Below are 20,159 nucleotides of genomic sequence, written 5' to 3'. Positions count from 1 at the left end.
GATTGGAGCGGATTTATCATGGGAACACTTAACCTTCGCAAAATTAGTAAGAAACAAGGTTGGATTCTACAATATCGATTTGAACAACCTGAAGGCGGCACCAAGCTTCGAACGAAGCGATTCGGTAAGCAAGAAAATATTCGAACTATTAGAGAAGCTAAAAGGGCTGCTAATAGGTGGGTGCAAGAAACCCAACAAGCCTTTGACCAAGGCCGAGGCGACTCTCCAACATTAGGAGCTTTCATCAACAATGTCTGGCGTAAAGAGCATCCTAATCGGGGCACCGCTACTTTTGAGCGATACACCTCAACCGTTGACAGCCAAATCATTCCTTTAATCGGCAAGAAACGGCTTAACCAATTAAGCTTTAGATTTCTCAATCAATTTTTAATCGACGCGACCAAACGCTATACCAAGCTTACTCATAAACAGTTATCACATAGTGGCTTATACAATTACAAGCGAGCGCTCAGCAATATCCTAACGTTTGCCGTGCAGACCGGCTACATCGAAAAGAACAACATGCGACATGTCAGCGTGGATAAAATTATCCCACCCGCTAATGAGCAAGATAAAATCATTAATTCGTCCACTACTCGTAACGCTTATACACAAATTGAATTGCAGACATTAATGGATGACTTAAAGGCTAGTCCTAAAGTTAGACAGTGGGAATTGAATTTCGTTACTGTCATGGCTGGAACTGGATTACGCGATCAAGAAATGGCGGCACTTGATTTCAAACATTCGGTTAACTGGGAAGAAAATTATCTATGGATTAATAAAGCAATAACCGCTACCAAAGAAAAAGCTAAGCTATTTAAAACTACTAAAAACCGTGTCCACCGTCGAGTTTATTTTAATGAAACCGTGCGAAAGGCTTTACTCAGCCAATACAAAATTATCCAAGCCCGTGCCGCTAAGAATCCAGATTACGGTTGGTGCATGGATGAGGGTGCTGAAAAGCTCTTCATGGTATTTGCCCATGGCGATGGCTTACCTTACCGAGTTTCCTATTTAGGCTCTAAGCTATGGCCGAAACTTCGTGATACTAGTCCGATGATACCTAAATACAGCCTTTACTCGTTACGTCACACTTACGCAACCTTGGCCTACCATGCTAATCCAGACGCCGAAGCAATTGCGGCTAGTATTGGAGATACGCTGGAAACCTTTGCCAAACACTATCTTCATACCATGGATAGTGTGCAAAGAAAAATCGGCCAAGTTAACTTTTTTGAATAAATCAAATTAACATCAATTTCATATCAAAAAAACGTGAATGACTATCAATGTGATTCACGTTTTTCTTCTTCACACTCTTAAATTTAGGTGTTTTTAGGTGATAACATTCGTTGGTAAAACGGCTTGTTTTTAGCTTAAAATCCATATAATACCAAATTCGATGCAAATTCAACCCCTTTGAAACCTCTCTATACCAGTCTCTAGCACACTTTTTTGTCATCAAAAAACGCATCAGCAAGCCATTTCGAAGCTCGACGACAAAAAAGAAGCACCACAAACGCCGGTTTAACAACGTTTGTAATGCTTCAAAAGTTTAGTGCGGCCAAGAAGATTCGAACTTCCATGAGGTTAACCCTCACAAGATCCTTAATCTTGCGCGTCTGCCAATTCCGCCATGGCCGCATCAATAACTCACAAAAACCATTTTAACAAAATGTCGTGAGTCTGACAAGGCTTAATTAAGATTTATCAACCTTAATCCCTTGAGCATCAACTGGTAGCAGATGATATTGTCCAGTCAATGACGTGTTTTGTTTCAATTTTGCTTGTAAATTTTTCAAGTCTACCTGCGTTCCGAGAGTCACAATCGTCGGCCCAGCGCCACTTAAATAAGTTCCGACGATTCCCATTGCATGTGCCGTTGCCCGAATCGTTGCTAAGGCTGGTACCAGCTTGGCACGATATTGTTCGTGGAACCGATCTTGTTCTACTAATGTCAACGCCAATGACCAATTTTGGGTTGCCAACGCCGCAACCAACGTATTCGCAATGCTACTGCCAGCAATCGCTTGTTTAAATGGGAGCTGTACCGGTAACGCCTTGCGACTAGCCGACGTTAACAATTCCTCATTAGGGACATAGACACTCGCGAACAACTCTGGTATTGGCAATTGAACCGCTTGGACGTTTTGATCAACATAAGTCGCCACAACTAAACCGCCCAGTATTGCCGGCGCCACATTATCAGGATGTCCTTCTAATTCGGTCGCTCGCAATAACAAGTCATTTTTAGAAATAGGTTTGGTTGATAATTCATTGGCAACTGCCAAACCCGCCACAATCGCGGTCGAACTACTGCCTAAACCACGAGCTAGTGGAATATTTGAAGTCACTTTTAACCGTTGCGGTGCCAGATCCGGAGCTAAGCTCAAAGCGGTTTTAACAATCAAATTGCGTTCATCCGTCGGGACGGCTGCCCCAAATGGGTGTTCAACTTGCCAGTCTTGGCTAGGTCCTAACAGTGTCACTGTCAATGGCATGGCTAACGCTAGCCCTATTGAGTCAAATCCTGGACCCAAATTAGCGGACGTTGCTGGAACTGAAATCTTTAACATCTACTCACCTACTCGTTCTTCAAAACTTTATAGCTGGCTAATAAATGCATGTCCGTTTGACCAGCAATGGCTGCCGTAATGTCCGCTAACTGCTGATCATTCATGGCATGGGTGATGATGACCACCCGCGCGTTGCCGTCCCCCAATTGATTTTGGATGATACGGCTAAACGAGACTTTCGCTCGCGTCATAATTTCAGTTAATCGTAACATCATCCCAGGGACATCACGCATCTTCAAGGCGATAAAGTGCGGATAAATCACATCCGTCGGTGCCGCCAAAACAGTTTCTTGCCGATAGGAATTAAACGTATTCCCCGTCGTATTCAGCGCAATATTTTTGGCAACCGTCGTAATATCACTCAAAACACTATTGGCGGTCGGCAATTCACCCGCACCGGGCCCATAAAACATCGTGTCGCCAACTGCGGTCCCGGTCACCATAACAGCGTTATTTTCATTCTGCACGGTTGCTAACGGATGATGATCTGAAACCAGTACTGGGCCAACTGAAACAGCAATTCGATCATCGATTTCTTCCGCAATTCCAAGCAACTTAATGGTATAGCCTAACTGATGGGCTTCTGCAATATCCTCAGGACTAATCTTAGTAATCCCCTGCACCTTGACATGCGTCATCGACAAACTCATCCCAAAGGCAAATTGCGTCAAAATAATCATTTTGTAGGCCGCATCCAGACCTTCGACATCATTGGTTGGGTCACTTTCGGCAAAACCCAAATCTTGCGCAGAACTCAACGCTTGATCATACGACCAATTTTTCGTCAACATTTGCGTCATGATGTAGTTGGTCGTCCCATTGACAATCCCCATCACGCGTTGAATCTTATCCGCAGCAAAACTGTTATCAATTGTCCGCAGAATGGGAATACCCCCAGCCACGCTGGCTTCGTAAAATAGATCCCGATGATTCTCGCGCGCAATTTGGACCAGTTCGCGACCATATTGGGCAATTAAATCCTTATTGGCAGTTACCACATGCTTCCCAGCTTGCAAGGCACGTGTAATGTATTCTTTGGCCGGATGAATCGACCCCATCACTTCAACCATAATCTGGATTTCAGGATCATCGATCAAAGTTTCAATCTGGTCGGTCAACCGCACGTCCCCCAAATCAGTCGTTTGATGCTTCTTTAAGTTGTGGACGACCACACAGGCTAATTCCAGGTTACGTCCCGTAATCTCAGAAATTTTAGCTTGATGGGCTTGGAGCATTTTGACCACGCCAGTCCCGACGGTGCCGAGCCCGACGATCCCAATTTTAATTGTTTCCATCGATAATCCCTCCATATAGTCATTATAATTAGCCTAATTCTATCGAATCCCCACCAGATAAGCAAACCTTTTCAAACGGGCTTGATTGGCCCGCGACAACGACCACAAGTATACCGTTGTGTATCCAAGCGTCGTTTACGATGATAGACTAGGCCGCAACGTTGACACTGATAAGTGTAACGATACGCCAATCGGGTTTGTTTCTTCGGGGTCGGTGCATAACGCGAGCCGCCTACTTGGGCCAATAAACGTTTGAAATCAGCATCGCGATGTTGATACCCCCTTTGGGTCAAATGAAGATGATAGTGACAAAGCTCGTGCTTAATCACCCCAACCAGTGTTTTCTCATCAAAATCCGTCAACATTTTAGGATTAATATCAATATTATGACTTTCCAATTGGTAACGACCACCCGTTGTCCGCAATCGCGCATTAAAATAAGCTCGGTGGCGAAATGGCCGCTTAAAATCGTGCAAGGAGATTTGGCTAACTAATTGTTGTAGTTGGCCATCAGTCATGTGCTGACACTTTCGGGTCGACCATGGTCAAAGCGATCCGTTGCCGCTGTTCATCCACTTCTTCGACCCAAACCGTCACGATATCGCCCACTGCGACCGCTTGACGCGGATCTTTTAAGAATTTAGTCGTTAATTTGGATACATGGACTAACCCATCTTGCTTCACACCGATATCTACAAACGCACCAAAGTCCACGACATTTCTAACGGTACCCTGCAGTTGCATCCCTGGTTTCAGATCACTCATCTTTAACACATCTTGTCGCAATAACGGCGCCGGCATGGTATCACGTACGTCACGGCCAGGCTTTTGAAGACTACTGATGATATCTTGTAGTGTCAACTTACCGACCTCAGTTTCAGTAGTTAGTCGCGTCAAATCCAATTGTGATAATTTTTGAGCTTTAGCCGTTCCAACATCCGTCGTCGCTAAACCGGTCGCTTGTAGCAAGGCTTTGGCTGCCGGATAACTTTCTGGATGAATATCAGTATTATCAAAAATGGTCTTGCCATCAATAATCCGTAAGAACCCCACGGCTTGTTCATAGGCTTTAGGCCCCAGTCGTGGCACCTTCTTCAATTGTGGTCGACTACTAAATTCCCCATTGGCATCACGATAAGCAACGACATTTTGGGCAATCGTTTTCGATAAGCCAGAAATATGCGTCAATAATTCGGGACTAGCCGTGTTCAAATTGACACCCACTTGGTTAACGGCTGTTTCAATCACAATATCCAACTGGTTAGTCAAGGCTTTTTGTGGCACATCGTGTTGATATTGCCCCACCCCGACCGATTTTGGATCAATTTTAATTAATTCGGCTAGTGGATCTTGTAACCGCCGACCGATACTAATGGCACTACGTTGTTCAACATGGAGTTCTGGAAATTCTGCCCGCGCATTATCACTAGCAGAATAGACAGAGGCTCCCGCTTCATTAACGATCACGTAATAAACCGGCCGGGTCATTGTCTTCAATACATTGGCAACAAACTCTTCGGATTCCCGTGAAGCGGTCCCGTTACCAATCGCAATCATCTCTACCTGGTATTTTTCCAAAAAGACTTTAAATTCACCCGCCGCTGCGGCCCGCTTTTCGGCGTTCGCAGGTTTATGTGGATAGATCACTAATTTGTCTAAAAACTTGCCGTTGGGATCCATCACTGCCAGCTTGCAGCCCGTTCGATAGGCGGGGTCAAAGCCAAGCACAACCCGTCCCTTTAATGGCGCTTGCATCAATAAATGATACAAGTTATCGCCGAAGACCTTAATCGCCTGTTCATCCGCGGCATCCGATAATTCGTTACGCAATTCGCGTTCAATGGCCGGGCCAATAAAACGTTTGTAAGCATCCTGATAAGCAGCTTCAATCAATGCAACAGCTGGTCCTTGATGTTGACCAATAAACCGGAAGTGGCAATAACGCTCAATCCCCGTTTGGTCAATCTGAATACTTGCACGCAATACTTTCTCTTTTTCGCCACGATTAATCGCCAACACGCGGTACGAAACCAGCTGCTTAATTGGACTAGTGAAATCATAGTATTGTTGATAGACCCCTTGTTCATCTAAAGCCTTGGCTTTCGGTTTGACCTTGACGACTAGTTCACCACGTTGGCGTGTCTCGTTACGAATCCAATTCCGTAATTGGGCATTATCCCCAAACGCTTCGGCCAAGATTTCATGCGCCCCTGCTAGAGCTGCCGAGGCATCAGGCACGTCTTTTTCGGCGTTAATAAATTGTTGTGCCTGTTGGATTGGTGCCGTTTGTGGAAAGCGTAGCAACCAAGCCGCTAATGGTTCCAAACCAGCTTCTTTTGCAATCGTCGCTTTCGTTCGCCGTTTTTGTTTATACGGCAGATACAAATCTTCCACATCTTGTAATTTATCGGCTTTTTCAATCGCCGTTTTCAATGCCGGCGTCAATTGTTGTTGTTCAGAAATTAATTTGATGACATCCGCTTTACGGCCTTCCAAACTGGCTAACCGATCATAATTTTCTTTAATGTCGCGAATTTCAACTTCATCTAAGTTGCCCGTCCGCTCTTTTCGATATCGCGCAATAAATGGTACCGTATTGCCTTCGTCCATCATGCTCAATACCGCTTTAATCTGTTGCGGCTTAAAATTCGTCAGTGCTTGTTGCACGAGTTTTAAAATTTGATTATCCATTTTTTCACCCAATCTTTGACTTGCTTAATACTATTATTATACGCGCTTAACCCCAATTTTTCGTTAAATTAAAAGACCAATCACTGAAAAATCTCAGTCATTGATCTTCGTTTAATCTCGGTTAGCCGATCATGGTCATAATGCGTTGCACATCATTGGAAACGTGCGTCATTTCAGTTTCTTGATCTTTTTCTGCTTGATTAAAGGCAGCCACATCAACCGTTTGATCAGTAATATTTAAACTCGCAGTCATGGCAGCGCAGGCGTTAGCATACGCTTCATAGGCAGCAATCAAATTGCGATGCCGACCGATCAAGCGGGCCGGAACGCCAGCTTTTTGTAGTTTTTGCAAGTTTTGTTGGTACTGTTCGGTCCCATCAGTGAATTCCATCTGGATATCATTGAATTCAGCGGGCACCATCTTAGCAACTGCGTCATCATCAATTGCTTGCCGTAACTTTTCAAATGAAGGATTCAATTCTTCCCCCATTTTTTCGGTACTTTCGATCACTTTAGATAGAACTGGCATATAAGTTGCCATCGTTGCTTTTCTCATGTTATAAGCTCTTTTCTTAGATTAAGTTACTGCTTATTTTACCCTATTCTTCACGATTATGCTTGTCGCAGATGACGGCGTTGAAAGAACTTAACAATTTCAACAACGATCACCATTGCCAATGACGCGGCAAACACGATCCCCCATTGGTAAGCATCTAAATGCGTCACGTGGAACAAGCTGTTAAAGCCTGGGACAACAATTGTCATGGCTAAGAGCGCAAAGGCAATCAAGATTGCCCAGTTGAAAAACTTGTTACGGAACAAGCCAACGGTAAACAAGGATTCATGAATCGACTTGGAGTTGAAAGCATGGAACAGTTGAATCAAGCCTAAAGTTGCAAAAGCCATGGTTAACGCATCCGCATGGGCCAGACTTGCATTGGCATGCACAGGATACGTGATTGCCAACCAGTAGACCAATAAGGTGATGCCACCTTCAAGCAACCCTTGATAAATGATACTTGAGAATACGCCGCCCGAGAAGAAGTTTGAATTTCGGCCACGCGGTTTGTGGGCCATGATATTTTTCTCTGTCGGTTCAACCCCCAACGCAATCGCTGGCAAAGTATCCGTGACCAAGTTGATCCACAAAATGTGAACGGGAGCTAAGATTTGCCAACCCAACATGGTCATCATGAATAACGTCAAGACTTCACCTAAGTTGGCTGACAGCAAGTATTGAATCGCTTTTTGAATATTGGCGAAAACTTTTCGCCCTTCTTCAACGGCTACCACGATCGTCGCAAAGTTGTCATCGGCAAGGACCATATCACTGGCACCTTTTGACACTTCAGTCCCTGTGATTCCCATCCCGATTCCAATATCTGCGGCTTTCAAAGCGGGCGCATCATTCACACCATCACCGGTCATCGCAACGACCTTGCCGCGTTTCTGCCAAGCGTTCACGATACGCACCTTATGTTCAGGCGCGACCCGTGCATAAACTGAATAGTCACTAACTTTTTTGCCAAATTCTGCGTCACTCATCTCATCAAGTTCGGCACCGGTAATCACGGCGGCATCGTCACCTGCAGCGATAATGCCTAAACGAACGGCAATTGCTTCGGCGGTATCACGATGATCACCCGTGATCATTAATGGTCGAATTCCGGCCGATTTGGCTTCAACGACCGCCTGAGCGACTTCTGGACGTTCAGGATCAATCATGCCGACCATACCAGCAAAGACTAACTCATTTTCCAGCGTGGTTGAATTGACCGTGGTTGGCACAACGTCAATCACCTTGTAGGCAAAGGCTAAGACCCGTAAAGCTTGTGTGGCTAAGTCATGGTTTGTCGCCAAAATTTGGTCACGTAGTGGTTTCGTCAATGGTTGTACTTCAGTATTAATTTCAACAGCCGTGACCCGTTTGAGTAATTCATCGGGTGCGCCCTTAACGGCGACTAAAAACTTCCCGTTATCAAGCGGATGAACCGTGGACATTAATTTTCGTTCTGAGTCGAATGGCACTTCACTGACTCGTGGCCGGTCTTTTAATAACTGATCAACTGGATAAGCCTGATCTAAGTTATATTGTACCAGCGCGGTTTCGGTCGGGTCACCGGCTAAGCCATCCGCCATAATCTTAGTATCGTTACTTAAGATCATCACTTGGGCTAAATGACTATCCGTTGGTAAATGTGTGGACCGTGCATCAACGAGTTCTTGATTCACGACCAACTTTTCAACGGTCATCTTATTTTGTGTCAACGTCCCAGTCTTATCAGAAGCGATGATATCAGTGCTTCCCAGCGTTTCAACAGCTGGCAGTTTCCGCACTAGGGCGTGGCGTTTCGCCATCCGTTGTGTGCCAAGTGCCAAGGTAATGGTCACGATAGCTGGTAAACCTTCTGGGATCGCTGCGACAGCTAAAGAAATCGCCGTTAGTAGCATATTGATGAGGCTCTCGCTACCCCGTAGCATCCCAATGCCGAAGACGACGGCCGCAATTACTAAAATGAGAATCGTTAGTGATTTTCCAAGTTGCGTTAAGTTGGCTTGTAGTGGCGTCGTGGTTTCATCGGCAGCTTCGATCATGCCAGCAATACGACCCACTTCGGTCTGCATCCCAGTCGCCACAACGATCCCCGTGGCCCGGCCATAGGTCACATTACTGTTCATATACGCCATGTTGAGCCGATCACCAATGGCTAAATCGTCAGCAGTCAGCAGCTCCGCCTGTTTTTCAACCGGCACAGATTCACCGGTCAGTGCCGATTCCTCCACTTTCAATGACGCACTTTCAATTAACCGGACGTCAGCGGGCACAATATCGCCGGCTTCTAAGGTGATAATATCTCCCGGCACCAGTTCGTCACTCTTGACCGTTTTAAATTCACCATCACGTAAGACGGTCGCGTCTGGTGCGGCCATTTCTTTTAAGGCATTAATCGCTTCTTCCGCCTTGGATTCTTGGAAGACCCCAAAGATTGCATTCAAAACGACAACCAGTAAGATGATTACGGCATCCACGACCTCACCGGTGAACGCGGCAATCAGCGCCGCCACCAATAAGACGATGATCATGAAATCTTTAAACTGTGCCATAAACTTTTGTAACATAGAAGTCGTCTTTTGTTGGTTTAAAGCGTTGTGCCCATATTGTGCTAAACGCTGACTGGCTTCACTTTGTTGTAACCCGCGTTCATCGGCCTTCAAATCCTCATAAATCGCTGGTAATGATTGTTGGTACCTAGGTTGTTTTGACATGTAAGTCTCCTCCTTGCATCCGAGCCCCATTTTCTAAATCAACCAGATATAGAAAATGAGACTCATGTATGCACGTGTAATTGTGACATACATAAGTCTCACTATTTAAGACAATACCGGATTGGCTTCTTGCTGACGATATTGCCGCAGTTACACTGCTAGTTACTCCCTTATGATTGTAAGGTTAATATACCAGATAACCTGCAGACTGTCTACTGATACGATTATTTTAATTCAGTCGGTTTGTTCACGCGTAAAAAAACGCCAACCACTAGTCAGTGGTCAGCGATTTTCACGGCACTTATTTCCAGAAATCATCAAAAACGTTAATGGCCGCATGGCGTTTGTGCGCCGTCTTCAAATACCAAGCTTCAATTTTTTCTGCCGCCGCAACAGCGATCGTTTTACCTTCTAAATAGTCATCAATGTCGTCATAATGTACCCCTAATGCGACTTCATCGGGTAATGCTGGTCGGTCATCTTCCAAATCAGCGGTAGGCACCTTCTTGTAAAGATGTTCAGGTGCTTGCAAGACTTCGAGCATCGCACGACCTTGACGTTTATCTAGCCGATATAATGGCACGATATCTGCCCCACCATCACCGTATTTCGTGTAGAAGCCAGTCACAGCTTCAGCAGCGTGATCCGTGCCGACAACGGCGCCATGCCGTTCGCCAGCAATACCGTATTGGACGATCATCCGTTGACGAGCCTTGATGTTACCCTTGTTAAAATCATGAATCGTTAAATCATTGGCTTCTAAAGCCGTGACCATCGCATCCGTAGCGGGTTTAATATCCACGCGGTCGACCACATCAGCCTGCATGAATTTAATCGCATCCATGGCATCCGATTCATCTGATTGATCGCCATAAGGCAACCGCACCGCGATGAATTGGTAGTCGTTATCCCCCGTTTCAGTCCGCATTTCCGTTATGGCCATTTGAGTCATTTTACCGGCTAACGTCGAGTCTTGGCCGCCCGAAATGCCTAATACATACGTTTTTAAGAATGAATTCTTCTTTAAATAAGCTTTTAAGAAATCCACACTACGTCGGATTTCTGTTTCTGGATCAATTTTGGGGCTGACGTGCAAGGCAGTAATAATTTCAGTTTGTAATGGCCGCATCGGCAAAATTCCTCCTAATAATCTTTTTTGCTCACCCAATCTCGGACCGAATGGATAATATTCATTTTGTGATCATATAATTTTTGTGATAAATCGACCGGATAATCTTGAGGATTCAAATCACGTTTATATTCGTCCCATAAAGAATCCAAACTATCATACGCATACTGTTTGATTTCCTTTAGTGCTGGTAACTGATAGACTTGTTTGCCTTGATCGTAAATTGGCACTAGGACCGGCCGCGCATCAAAATCGCTAACCGTCTTGTTAATATACGTGTAACTTGGATGGAACATGTAAATAGATTCTTCGTTACGTGGATCTTCATCATAAAGGGTCACATAATCCCCTTCCGACTTACCATCCGCGCGCTTAGTAATCCGCCAAACTTGTTTTCGCCCAGGTGTCGACACTTTTTCGGCGTTGTTGGACAACTTGATTGTATCGACCATTTTGCCGTTATCGTCTTCAATCGAAACCATTTTGTAAACAGCCCCTAAAGCCGGTTGGTCAAACGCCGTAATCAACTTCGTCCCAACACCCCAGACACTGATCTTGGCACCTTGCATTTTCAAGTTTTGAATCGTCTTTTCGTCCAAATCGTTGGAGGCATAGACTTTTGCATCTGGGAAGCCCGCTTCATCTAGTTGTTCCCGCACCCGTTTAGAGAGATAGGCCATATCGCCACTATCGATCCGTACGCCTTGGAAATTAATTTTGTCACCCATTTCCTTAGCCACTTTAATGGCAGATGGCACGCCGCTACGCAAGGTATCATACGTATCCACTAAGAAGACACAGTCATGGTGGGTCTCAGCGTATGCTTTGAACGCCGCATAGTCATTACGATAAGTCTGTACTAAGGCATGCGCATGGGTCCCACTAATCGGAATTCCGAAAATCTTCCCAGCGCGGACGTTACTTGTCGCATCAAAACCACCGATATAAGCCGCTCGAGTGCCCCAAATAGCCGCATCCATTTCTTGAGCCCGACGCGTACCGAATTCAAGGAGACCGTCTTCTTCACCAACGACCGATTTAATGCGTGCCGCCTTAGTCGCAATCAACGTTTGATAGTTGATAATGTTCAATAAGGCGGTTTCAATCAATTGGCAAGTGGCTAGTGACCCTTCAACTTGCATTAACGGCTCGTTATTGAAAACAAGATCGCCTTCGCGAGCAGACCGAATCGTGGCATCAAATTTAAAATTCTTTAAATATTCCAAAAAACCTTCTGGATAATTTTCAGCTTCACGCAAATACGCAATATCCGTATCCGTAAAGTGGAGATTATTGATATAATTAACTACTCGCTCAAGACCAGCAAAAATCGCATAGCCATTTTGGAACGGCATCTTCCGAAAGAAGACTTCGAACACCGCGTGTCGATTGTGAATTCCCTGTTCCCAATAAGTTTGCATCATGTTGATCTGGTAAGCATCCGTATGCAAGGTTAAACTATCATCCGGATAGATTTGAGTCATGAGTTTAATTCTCCATTTCGTAGGTTGTAAACGACATTATAATAAGTTAAGCCTATTCTATCATTTTTTTGAAAACTAATGAATGTAAGCACCTGAAAAAGTTGCAGAAATTCCTGAAATATCTATACTTTAATTAACATCAGAAAGTGAGGCTGCCTATGTCTGTCCCGTTTGACACGATTTCCATCCTAAACGTGCCCTTTATTAATACCACGAACCGGGCCTTTTTGACCCAGCTTGAACAAGATGTGTTAGCGCATCAAAATCGTTTTGTCGTCACCGCTAACCCTGAAATTTTAATGTATGCCCGTGAGCATCCCGACTATCAGCGTGTGTTGCACCAAGCGGACTACATCACACCTGATGGGATCGGTGTCATTCAGGGTGCGCAAATCTTAGGGACACCCCTCCCGGAACGGATCACCGGTTATGATACTTTGCTTAGCCTGCTGCAATGGGGCGCCAAACATCACCAACGACTCTTCCTACTTGGGGCCAAGCCAGCCGTTTTGAAACAAGTCGTCGCCACTTTAAAGGCTACGACACCCAACCTAGTCCTTGCGGGCGCACTAGATGGCTATTATGACAATGAAGCCGCCGTCGTGGACCAAATCGTGGCCGCTAAACCGGATATGATCTTTATTGCGACCGGCTTTCCGAAACAAGAATTCTTCATTGCCAAATACCGTCATCGCGTGGATGCCCTTTGGATGGGTGTTGGTGGAAGTTTTGACGTGCTAGCTGGCGCGGTTAAACGAGCGCCTAAATTCTGGCAAAAGCACCATATCGAATGGCTCTATCGTTTGATTCAAGAACCGAGCCGCTTCAAACGAATGTTAGTCCTACCACGGTATTTGCGCTTGGTTAAAAAAATTGCGCGCCAACAAAATAAATAGCGAAAAGCGATCCATCAGTTTTTGAAACTGGTGAATCGCTTTTTTACAAGCTTATTTTTCTAAATAGAATTCAAACCGATTCCCAACGTATTGGGTCCGCACATATTCGAACGGTTCACCCGTTTGCAGGTAAGAAATCTGCCGTAATCGTAATAACGCGTCACCACGACGGACGGACAGAAACTCCGCAATGCGTTCAGAAGCCGACATGGCCGAAACAGTTTGTTGGGCTTTACCCGGGACGAAGCCGGCTTTTTCTTCCAAAGTCCGATACAACGAACTAGTGACCTCATCCTTGGTAAATTGCTTAACCAAACGTTCTGGCACCGTCGCAACCTCAAAGCAAATTGGCAAATCATCACCATAGCGAATGCGTTCCATCCGTAACACTTGCTCATTCGGTTGTAACGCCAGCTTCTCACTTTCAGAAAGTGATGGACTCGTCACATGATACGAAATCGTCTTACTGGAAGGCACTTTACCCTGAGCCAGCATTAAATCAGTAAAGCTGGTCACACCAGACATCTTTTCCTGCACTTTTTGGTTCGCAACAAAGGTGCCAGCGCCGACTCGCCGCTCTAGTATCCCTTCATCAACCAACGTTTGAATCGCTTGGCGTAATGTCATTCGACTCACATCAAACTGAACAGCCAGCTCCCGTTCGGATGGAATACGGTCACCAACTGCCCAGCGACCGGCTTCAATGGCTTGTTTGATTTGGTTGTGAATTTGAATATAAATTGGCGAACTCATGGATCTCATCCCTTACTTCTATTATTTATTTAACTGCTTTTTTGCCGTAACTATAAGTTGCAACTAAGTCTTGGTTGGCATCCAAAACGTTGATATCAGCATCCTTGCCAGCTTCCAAAGTCCCTTTAGAAGTTAATTTGAATTCTCTAGCTTGGTTAACTGATGACATCTTAACTGCTTCGAAGATGCCACAACCGGTGAATTTTTGAATATTCTTAAAGGCATTGATATAAGTCAAAACGGAACCAGCTAAGTTGCCAGCTTCCAAACGTGCTTGGCCGTCTTTAACAATGACTTTTTGACCACCCAATTCACTAATCCCATCGGGTTCACCTTTGGCACGCATCGAGTCAGTGACCAATTCAATGCGATCAGCACCCTTTTGTTCATAAGCAAGATTGATCATGTCAGGAACGATATGGAAACCGTCACAAATCAATTCACAATACATGTTGTTTTCAAGCATGGCGTGCCCAGTCACACCGGGTTCGCGATGCTTAAATTCCCGTTGCGCATTGTATAAATGCGTCACATGAGTTGCTTTACTTGCTAATAATTGTTCACGAGTCGCATTACTGTGGCCAACTGAAGGCACGATGCCGTTTTCCAAACAATACTTTTCGAATTCACGTGAACCAGGATCTTCAGGAGCATACGTAATTAATTTAACGCGACCGCCAGATAATTTATTCCAGTTGTCTAGTAGTTCAACGTTGGGATTCTTAATATACTTTTCTGGTTGGGCACCCTTAAACGTTGCTGAAATGAATGGGCCTTCCAAATGGACCCCTTGAATCACTGGGTTTTCTTGGGCAGCCTTGTTAATACCGGCCATTGAATGATCCAGATTTTCGTTAGATTGGGTCATAGTGGTACAGAAATATGACGTAATCCCTTCACGGGCAACCATATCGTTGACCATTTCATTAATTTCAGCTGGATTCCCATCCATTGAATCAAAACTATAACCACCATGGCTATGCACATCGATGAAACCAGGTACAATTGTCTTGCCACTGACAAATTCAATATCATCGTCAGGTTGGGCAACATACTCGTCCATTGGCCCGACCGCTTCAATTTCCTTACCGAAACGAATGTAGCCGTCATCAATCTTTTCTAGACCAGTATAAATGATGGCATGTTTTAAAACTTTGCTCATGAACAATTCCTCCTTGGATTTACTGGTTTCATTATAATCGGTATAGACCAAATATGCAACCACAAAGAGTGTGAAGAATGCTGGGGTGCTGGTGAGCGTTATCATGGTTAAGTGATCACTTGGCGTTTTTCCGAATGGTGACCAAGTGTCGCTAAGCGCAAGGCCTTGGTTTGTTGAGCACGTTTCAATAAGAGTGTGAAGAGTGCCGGGTGCTGGCGAGCATTATCGTGGTTAAGTCATCACTTGGTGTTTTCCCGAGTGATTGCTCAACCGGGATAAGCGGAACCCGCAGGCATTCTGAGCACGTTTCGATAAAACTTAGTCCCCAAGTTCCTTAGCGATTGTCGCGTCGATGCCCTTGACGACGGCAGTCATAAAGCCGGCTTCTTCCATGGCTAGTAGCCCGGCAACCGTGGTCCCACCTGGCGAAGAAACTTGATCAATTAAGTCAAACGGAATTTTGTCTGAAGCCAAAACCATTTTGGCACTGCCTAACGTGGCTTGTGCCGCAATCTTGGTCGCTGTCGCCTTGTCCAAACCATGTTTGACCCCAGCGCGCGCCATGGCATCAATGAAAAAGTAAACGTAAGCAGGCGAACTCCCGGCGAGTGCTGAAAACGTACTAAAATGCTTTTCAGAAATTTCACTAGTCTCGCCAATGGCGTTAAATAACGCTTGGCCCGCTGCATATTGAGCTTCAGTTAAACTGGCATTTCCTACTAATGCGGTCATCCCAGCACCAATCGCAACATTCACATTTGGCATAATCCGTAAGATGGGGAGATTCCCAACCGCAGCTTGATAGTCAGCTAGTTCAATTCCGGAAACCATCGTGATAACCCATTTTCCAGCCGTAATCGCTGGTTTAACGCTCTCAAGTACTTCTAAGGTAATATCAGGCTTGATTGCTAGTACAATCACGTCAGCCGCCTTCACGACCGCCAGATTCGACTCAACTGCATGCAACCCATTCGCTTTTGCATAAGGTTCATAGCTGGCAGCATGGGCACTGTGAATATATAAATCGTCTGGGGCAACCGCTTTGGTCTTTAGCCAGCCATCAATAATGGCGCGGCCCATATTGCCAGCACCGATAAATCCAATTTTCATCCGTCAAAACTCCCTCTATTCATTGATCGTTACTTTGCTAGTAACCTGATTCATTTTTCTCAAAAACTCACTAGGCCAATTGTACTATACCAGTCCCCGATTGGGCTAATAATTAACGCTAACAACTAAACCAATTTATACTTAACGATCGACGGCCCCAGTTTCCAGCCGCAACTCACAGTGGCTGCTCAGATTACCGTGCCTGAACCGTTCACTAATTAGGCAGAACCATAACCTTACAATCAAATTAATATAAATTCACAAATAACGTATGAAGACACAAAAAAACAGCCACCGTAGTGACTGTTCGGTAGTTGGGCTAGCTGGGTTCGAACCAGCGCATGACAGGATCAAAACCTGTTGCCTTACCACTTGGCTATAGCCCAATGATAAAATGGAGGGGAGTGGATTCGAACCACCGAACCCGAAGGAGCGGATTTACAGTCCGCCGCGTTTAGCCAGACTTCGCTACCCCTCCGTGAATCATTCAACTATATTAGAATACAAAACTTTGAATAAAAAATCAAGCCATTTTGCAAAGTTTTTTTATTTTTCAGCTAAATCTAATATTTCAAGGTCTCGTTGCCACTCCGCCATGAAGGTCGACTCTTGCCACTCGTTGAGTCGTGGGCGGCCATAGCCAACTGCCTGATCATAATAGATCGTTTGCGCAAACTGCCTTGGTTGTGGATGAATGTGTAAATGACCAAACAGGACATGCGAAACCTGATATTGTTCAACTAACGTCCCCAGGCGTGGCGTGCCCATTAAAGCGTTGGCCATATTCCAAAAACGATTGTCCGCCGTAAAACGTAAATAGTCAATTTTGGGGACAAAATGGGTCATGAAAATCACCCGCTTGTGTTCAGCCTTAGCCAACGCGAGCTGGGCATCAACTTGATTGAGCATTAGGGTTGCTCGTTCAGGATCATTCATCGGCTGCTGAATAGCACGATCAATCCAATAAGCATGCTTCCACATTTCAAAGTCAGCGACAGTCGCCCCGGGAATTTGCTGAGCAAAGCCATAGTCGTACCAGCCATTGTGCCCAATTAACCGCCAGTCGCTGTGCGGCAGGTCCACATAACGATTATGTAAGTAGCCTGCAAATTGCCCTGTCTCGAGCTCATCAAACGAAATGCCATGAACCATGTCATGATTACCCGCAATCCAGTAAACGTGCGTTTGAGTGCCCAGTAACGCCTGTAGATCGACGACAAACTGCTGGCTTCGTTGAAAGTCGTTAAACAAGTCGCCCGCAATCAGGTAGAATTGCACGCCGTGAGCTAACAATATTTCAGCCTGCACAGCCATTGTCGCCTGTACGTCAACTTTATTCACATCAAAATGATTATCACTGGAAAAAGCAACTCGTATCACACTGTTCACTCCAAACAAAAAAGATATGCTATCACTAAGATAACATACCTTCATTAAAACACGTTTATCTAACGCCCTGCATCGCTTTTTTAATCATTGGTACCATCATAAAGAGAATAATCCCTAAGACGACACTAACGATCCCGATAGTCGCAAAATATGGAACTTCGGTCTTGGTTGAATAAAAACGAACAATCTGCGCATTTAACGCACTCCCGGCCGCATCGGTCAGGAACCACATACTCATCATTTGAGAAGCAAAGGCTTTAGGCGCAAGTTTAGTCGTGACTGACAACCCAATTGGTGAAATCAACATTTCAGCAATTTCTACAACTGCCCAGCTACCGACTAACCACAATGGGCTAACCTTACCAGCGGTCCCAAAGAAGAACCCTGGCATTGCCATAATCAAGTAAGAAATCCCAGCGAAGACTAGTCCAGCAGAAAATTTAGCTGGTGAACTAGGTTGCTTTTTACCCCATTTCGTCCATAACCAAACGAATGGTGTGGTATAAAGCATAATAAACAGTGGGTTCAAAATTTGAAAATCAGAAGCTGCTAAAGTCCGGCCTAAGATGTGTAAACTCGTCCGATCAGCGGCAAATAAGGCCAAAACAGCGGAACCTTGTTCTTCAATTGCCCAGAACAGTGCTGCGGCAATAAATAATGGAATATAAGCACGGACACGTGACCGTTCTTTAGCGTTAGTTTTCTCCGAAGTTAACATCAAAACAAAGTAAACAATTGGTGTCAAAATAACCAGAATACTAATCAATGAAATCACATTATTCAAGTTCAAAGCATTCATTAAGTTCATTAAGAGCAAGACTAAGCCCAAACCAACGATACCGATAAGAACGCGGCGGATCACTTTACTCAAATCACCGGGTTCCAATGGATCAGTTGGATATAAACTAGCCGTGCTTAAGTTCTTCTTACCATCAAAGTAATATTGTAATAAACCAAAGAACATTCCGATTGCGGCAAGTGAAAAACCAACGTGGAAGTTAAAGTTCAGGCCAATACGACCAACTAAGACTGGCGCAACAAGTGACCCAAGGTTTATCCCGAACACGAAGATACTGAAACCAGCATCCCGTCGTGTGTCTTCGGCAGTATATAACTGACCAACCATATCCGAAACATTAGGCTTTAATAACCCAGTCCCAATAACAATCAGTGCAATTGAAACAAATAACGTACTAACACCGGCTGGAATCGATAAGACAATGTGGCCCAACATAATGAAGACCCCACCAATAAAGACCGTCTTACGACTTCCCCAGACCCGGTCAGATAAAAACCCACCCAGAACACTGGAAACGTAAACTAAAGCTGAGTAGATCGACATAATCGATGCCGCGGTACCTTGATCAAATCCAAGGCCACCCTTTGCCACACTGTAGTACATATAAAAGATCAGCAGCGCGCGCATCCCATAGTAACTGAATCGTTCCCACATTTCTGTGAAGAACAACGTCCGCAAGCCGCGTGGTTGGCCAAAGAACGACCGATCCAGTTTTTGCTCATTATCCAATTAAATTTCCTCCAAACTTCCTCAAGCAGATTGAACTTCGTTTAAAAGTAACAAATTTCGTTTCTTAATTAAACATAATAACTATTATACTAGCGTTAATCTTATTCAACAACGACTTTAACTAATTTCTAATTTATAACACATTAATGAAAGCTTTTCTCATAATAATGTGATAAACAAAAAGCCCGTCAAATTACCGAAATACAGTCTCTTAGGCAATTGTGCGGACTTACATTAATTATTTAATAACATTGATTTCTAATTTTATAAATTAGTAGTCAACTGTAATTTAGGGTCAATGAAGGCTATCATACTGTCAAAATCTAATTAAACAAATCTAGTTGTGGCTCTGATTGATCAAGAACCAGACCGATTTCAACGTTTAAATTGAACCCGTGTCACTATCGAAGCATCGGAAATTTGTTTGCCGAACGAACGCAACCATGCGCGTCACACGACATCAGTACAATCTAAAAAAGGATGACCACCATTGACTGATGATCACCCTCACAATTGAATTCGTGTAAGAAAAAAGACGAGAACCACGTCTCGTCTCAACAAGTGCCGGCTACCAGAGTCGAACTGATGACCCTCGGTTTACGATACCGATGCTCTACCAACTGAGCTAAGCCGGCATGATATAAAAAAGATGTCAACACCGTGGGGGCTAACATCTGTCACTCCGACAGGCGGGCTCGAACCGTCGACATCTTGATTAACAGTCAAGCGCTCTACCAACTGAGCTATGTCGGAATATTCGCATGGCAACGTCCTACCCTCGCAGGGAGCGATCCCCCAACTACTCTCGGCGCTAAGAAGCTTAACTTCTGTGTTCGACATGGGAACAGGTGTATCCTTCTTGCCATCGTCGCCACA

General features: G+C 44.7%; 15 protein-coding genes, 5 tRNA genes and 1 rRNA gene. 2 read left to right on the top strand and 19 right to left on the bottom strand.

The genetic code is table 11. The annotated features are described in order from the left end of the window. Positions 1-18 precede the first annotated feature (18 nt). On the top strand, positions 19-1,245 hold the full coding sequence (locus RA086_RS02260; protein WP_308702297.1) for a tyrosine-type recombinase/integrase: 1,227 nt from the start codon (positions 19-21) through the stop codon (positions 1,243-1,245). Between the two features lie 317 nt (positions 1,246-1,562). Here the strand turns inward: RA086_RS02260 and RA086_RS02255 are convergent. From RA086_RS02255 to RA086_RS02215, 9 genes are all read right to left on the bottom strand, one after another. Next, positions 1,563-1,647 (bottom strand) — tRNA-Leu (locus RA086_RS02255). A gap of 56 nt (positions 1,648-1,703) precedes the next feature. After that, complete coding sequence (gene thrB / locus RA086_RS02250) at positions 1,704-2,579, bottom strand: homoserine kinase (protein WP_308702296.1); 876 nt, start codon at positions 2,577-2,579, stop codon at positions 1,704-1,706. Positions 2,580-2,587: 8 nt separating this feature from the next. Continuing rightward, positions 2,588-3,874 carry a homoserine dehydrogenase gene (locus RA086_RS02245; protein ID WP_308702295.1) on the bottom strand — a complete coding sequence of 429 codons (1,287 nt, stop codon included), beginning with the start codon at positions 3,872-3,874 and terminating at the stop codon, positions 2,588-2,590. Between the two features lie 71 nt (positions 3,875-3,945). Then, positions 3,946-4,392: a SprT family protein gene (locus RA086_RS02240; RefSeq protein ID WP_308702294.1), complete on the bottom strand. Its 447-nt coding sequence runs from the start codon at positions 4,390-4,392 to the stop codon at positions 3,946-3,948. Further along, positions 4,385-6,565, bottom strand: a complete 2,181-nt coding sequence (locus RA086_RS02235) for a Tex family protein (RefSeq protein ID WP_308702293.1) — start codon at positions 6,563-6,565, stop codon at positions 4,385-4,387. The genes RA086_RS02240 and RA086_RS02235 overlap by 8 nt, the downstream gene beginning before the upstream one ends. Before the next feature lie 121 nt (positions 6,566-6,686). Continuing rightward, positions 6,687-7,121 carry a hypothetical protein gene (locus tag RA086_RS02230; protein ID WP_308702292.1) on the bottom strand — a complete coding sequence of 145 codons (435 nt, stop codon included), beginning with the start codon at positions 7,119-7,121 and terminating at the stop codon, positions 6,687-6,689. 56 nt (positions 7,122-7,177) lie between these two features. Beyond that, positions 7,178-9,832 carry a cation-translocating P-type ATPase gene (locus RA086_RS02225; RefSeq protein WP_308702291.1) on the bottom strand — a complete coding sequence of 885 codons (2,655 nt, stop codon included), beginning with the start codon at positions 9,830-9,832 and terminating at the stop codon, positions 7,178-7,180. Between the two features lie 301 nt (positions 9,833-10,133). After that, a complete protein-coding gene (nadE, locus tag RA086_RS02220) occupies positions 10,134-10,961 on the bottom strand; it encodes an ammonia-dependent NAD(+) synthetase (RefSeq protein WP_308702290.1) in 828 nt (275 codons plus the stop codon). Positions 10,962-10,975: 14 nt separating this feature from the next. After that, a complete protein-coding gene (locus RA086_RS02215; RefSeq protein ID WP_308702289.1) occupies positions 10,976-12,445 on the bottom strand; it encodes a nicotinate phosphoribosyltransferase in 1,470 nt (489 codons plus the stop codon). 158 nt (positions 12,446-12,603) lie between these two features. Between RA086_RS02215 and RA086_RS02210 the strand changes: the two genes are divergently transcribed. Next, on the top strand, positions 12,604-13,341 hold the full coding sequence (locus tag RA086_RS02210; protein ID WP_308702288.1) for a WecB/TagA/CpsF family glycosyltransferase: 738 nt from the start codon (positions 12,604-12,606) through the stop codon (positions 13,339-13,341). Between the two features lie 51 nt (positions 13,342-13,392). Here RA086_RS02210 and RA086_RS02205 read toward each other — a convergent pair whose 3' ends face one another. The 10 genes from RA086_RS02205 to rrf form a co-directional block, all read right to left on the bottom strand. After that, complete coding sequence (locus RA086_RS02205) at positions 13,393-14,094, bottom strand: GntR family transcriptional regulator (RefSeq protein WP_308702287.1); 702 nt, start codon at positions 14,092-14,094, stop codon at positions 13,393-13,395. Between the two features lie 25 nt (positions 14,095-14,119). Beyond that, complete coding sequence (nagA, locus tag RA086_RS02200; protein WP_308702286.1) at positions 14,120-15,256, bottom strand: N-acetylglucosamine-6-phosphate deacetylase; 1,137 nt, start codon at positions 15,254-15,256, stop codon at positions 14,120-14,122. A 318-nt stretch (positions 15,257-15,574) separates the two neighbouring features. After that, complete coding sequence (proC, locus tag RA086_RS02195; RefSeq protein ID WP_308702285.1) at positions 15,575-16,366, bottom strand: pyrroline-5-carboxylate reductase; 792 nt, start codon at positions 16,364-16,366, stop codon at positions 15,575-15,577. A gap of 314 nt (positions 16,367-16,680) precedes the next feature. Next, positions 16,681-16,752 (bottom strand) — tRNA-Gln (locus RA086_RS02190). A 9-nt stretch (positions 16,753-16,761) separates the two neighbouring features. Beyond that, a tRNA-Tyr gene (locus RA086_RS02185) sits at positions 16,762-16,844 on the bottom strand. 68 nt (positions 16,845-16,912) lie between these two features. Continuing rightward, entirely contained in the window at positions 16,913-17,800 is an 888-nt protein-coding gene (locus tag RA086_RS02180; RefSeq protein ID WP_407659046.1) for a metallophosphoesterase, read from the bottom strand. 10 nt (positions 17,801-17,810) lie between these two features. Continuing rightward, positions 17,811-19,283 (bottom strand): peptide MFS transporter, encoded by a 1,473-nt coding sequence (locus tag RA086_RS02175; RefSeq protein ID WP_308702283.1) that lies wholly within the window; start codon positions 19,281-19,283, stop codon positions 17,811-17,813. Between the two features lie 562 nt (positions 19,284-19,845). Next, positions 19,846-19,918 (bottom strand) — tRNA-Thr (locus RA086_RS02170). A 45-nt stretch (positions 19,919-19,963) separates the two neighbouring features. Then, positions 19,964-20,036, bottom strand: a tRNA-Asn gene (locus RA086_RS02165). A gap of 6 nt (positions 20,037-20,042) precedes the next feature. Continuing rightward, positions 20,043-20,159, bottom strand: a 5S ribosomal RNA gene (rrf, locus tag RA086_RS02160).

It is taken from the genome of Lactiplantibacillus brownii (assembly GCF_031085375.1).
GTDB classification, from domain to species: domain Bacteria; phylum Bacillota; class Bacilli; order Lactobacillales; family Lactobacillaceae; genus Lactiplantibacillus; species Lactiplantibacillus brownii.
Note: the sequence above shows the minus strand (reverse complement) of the source record. Positions and strands in the feature narration are given on the sequence as shown.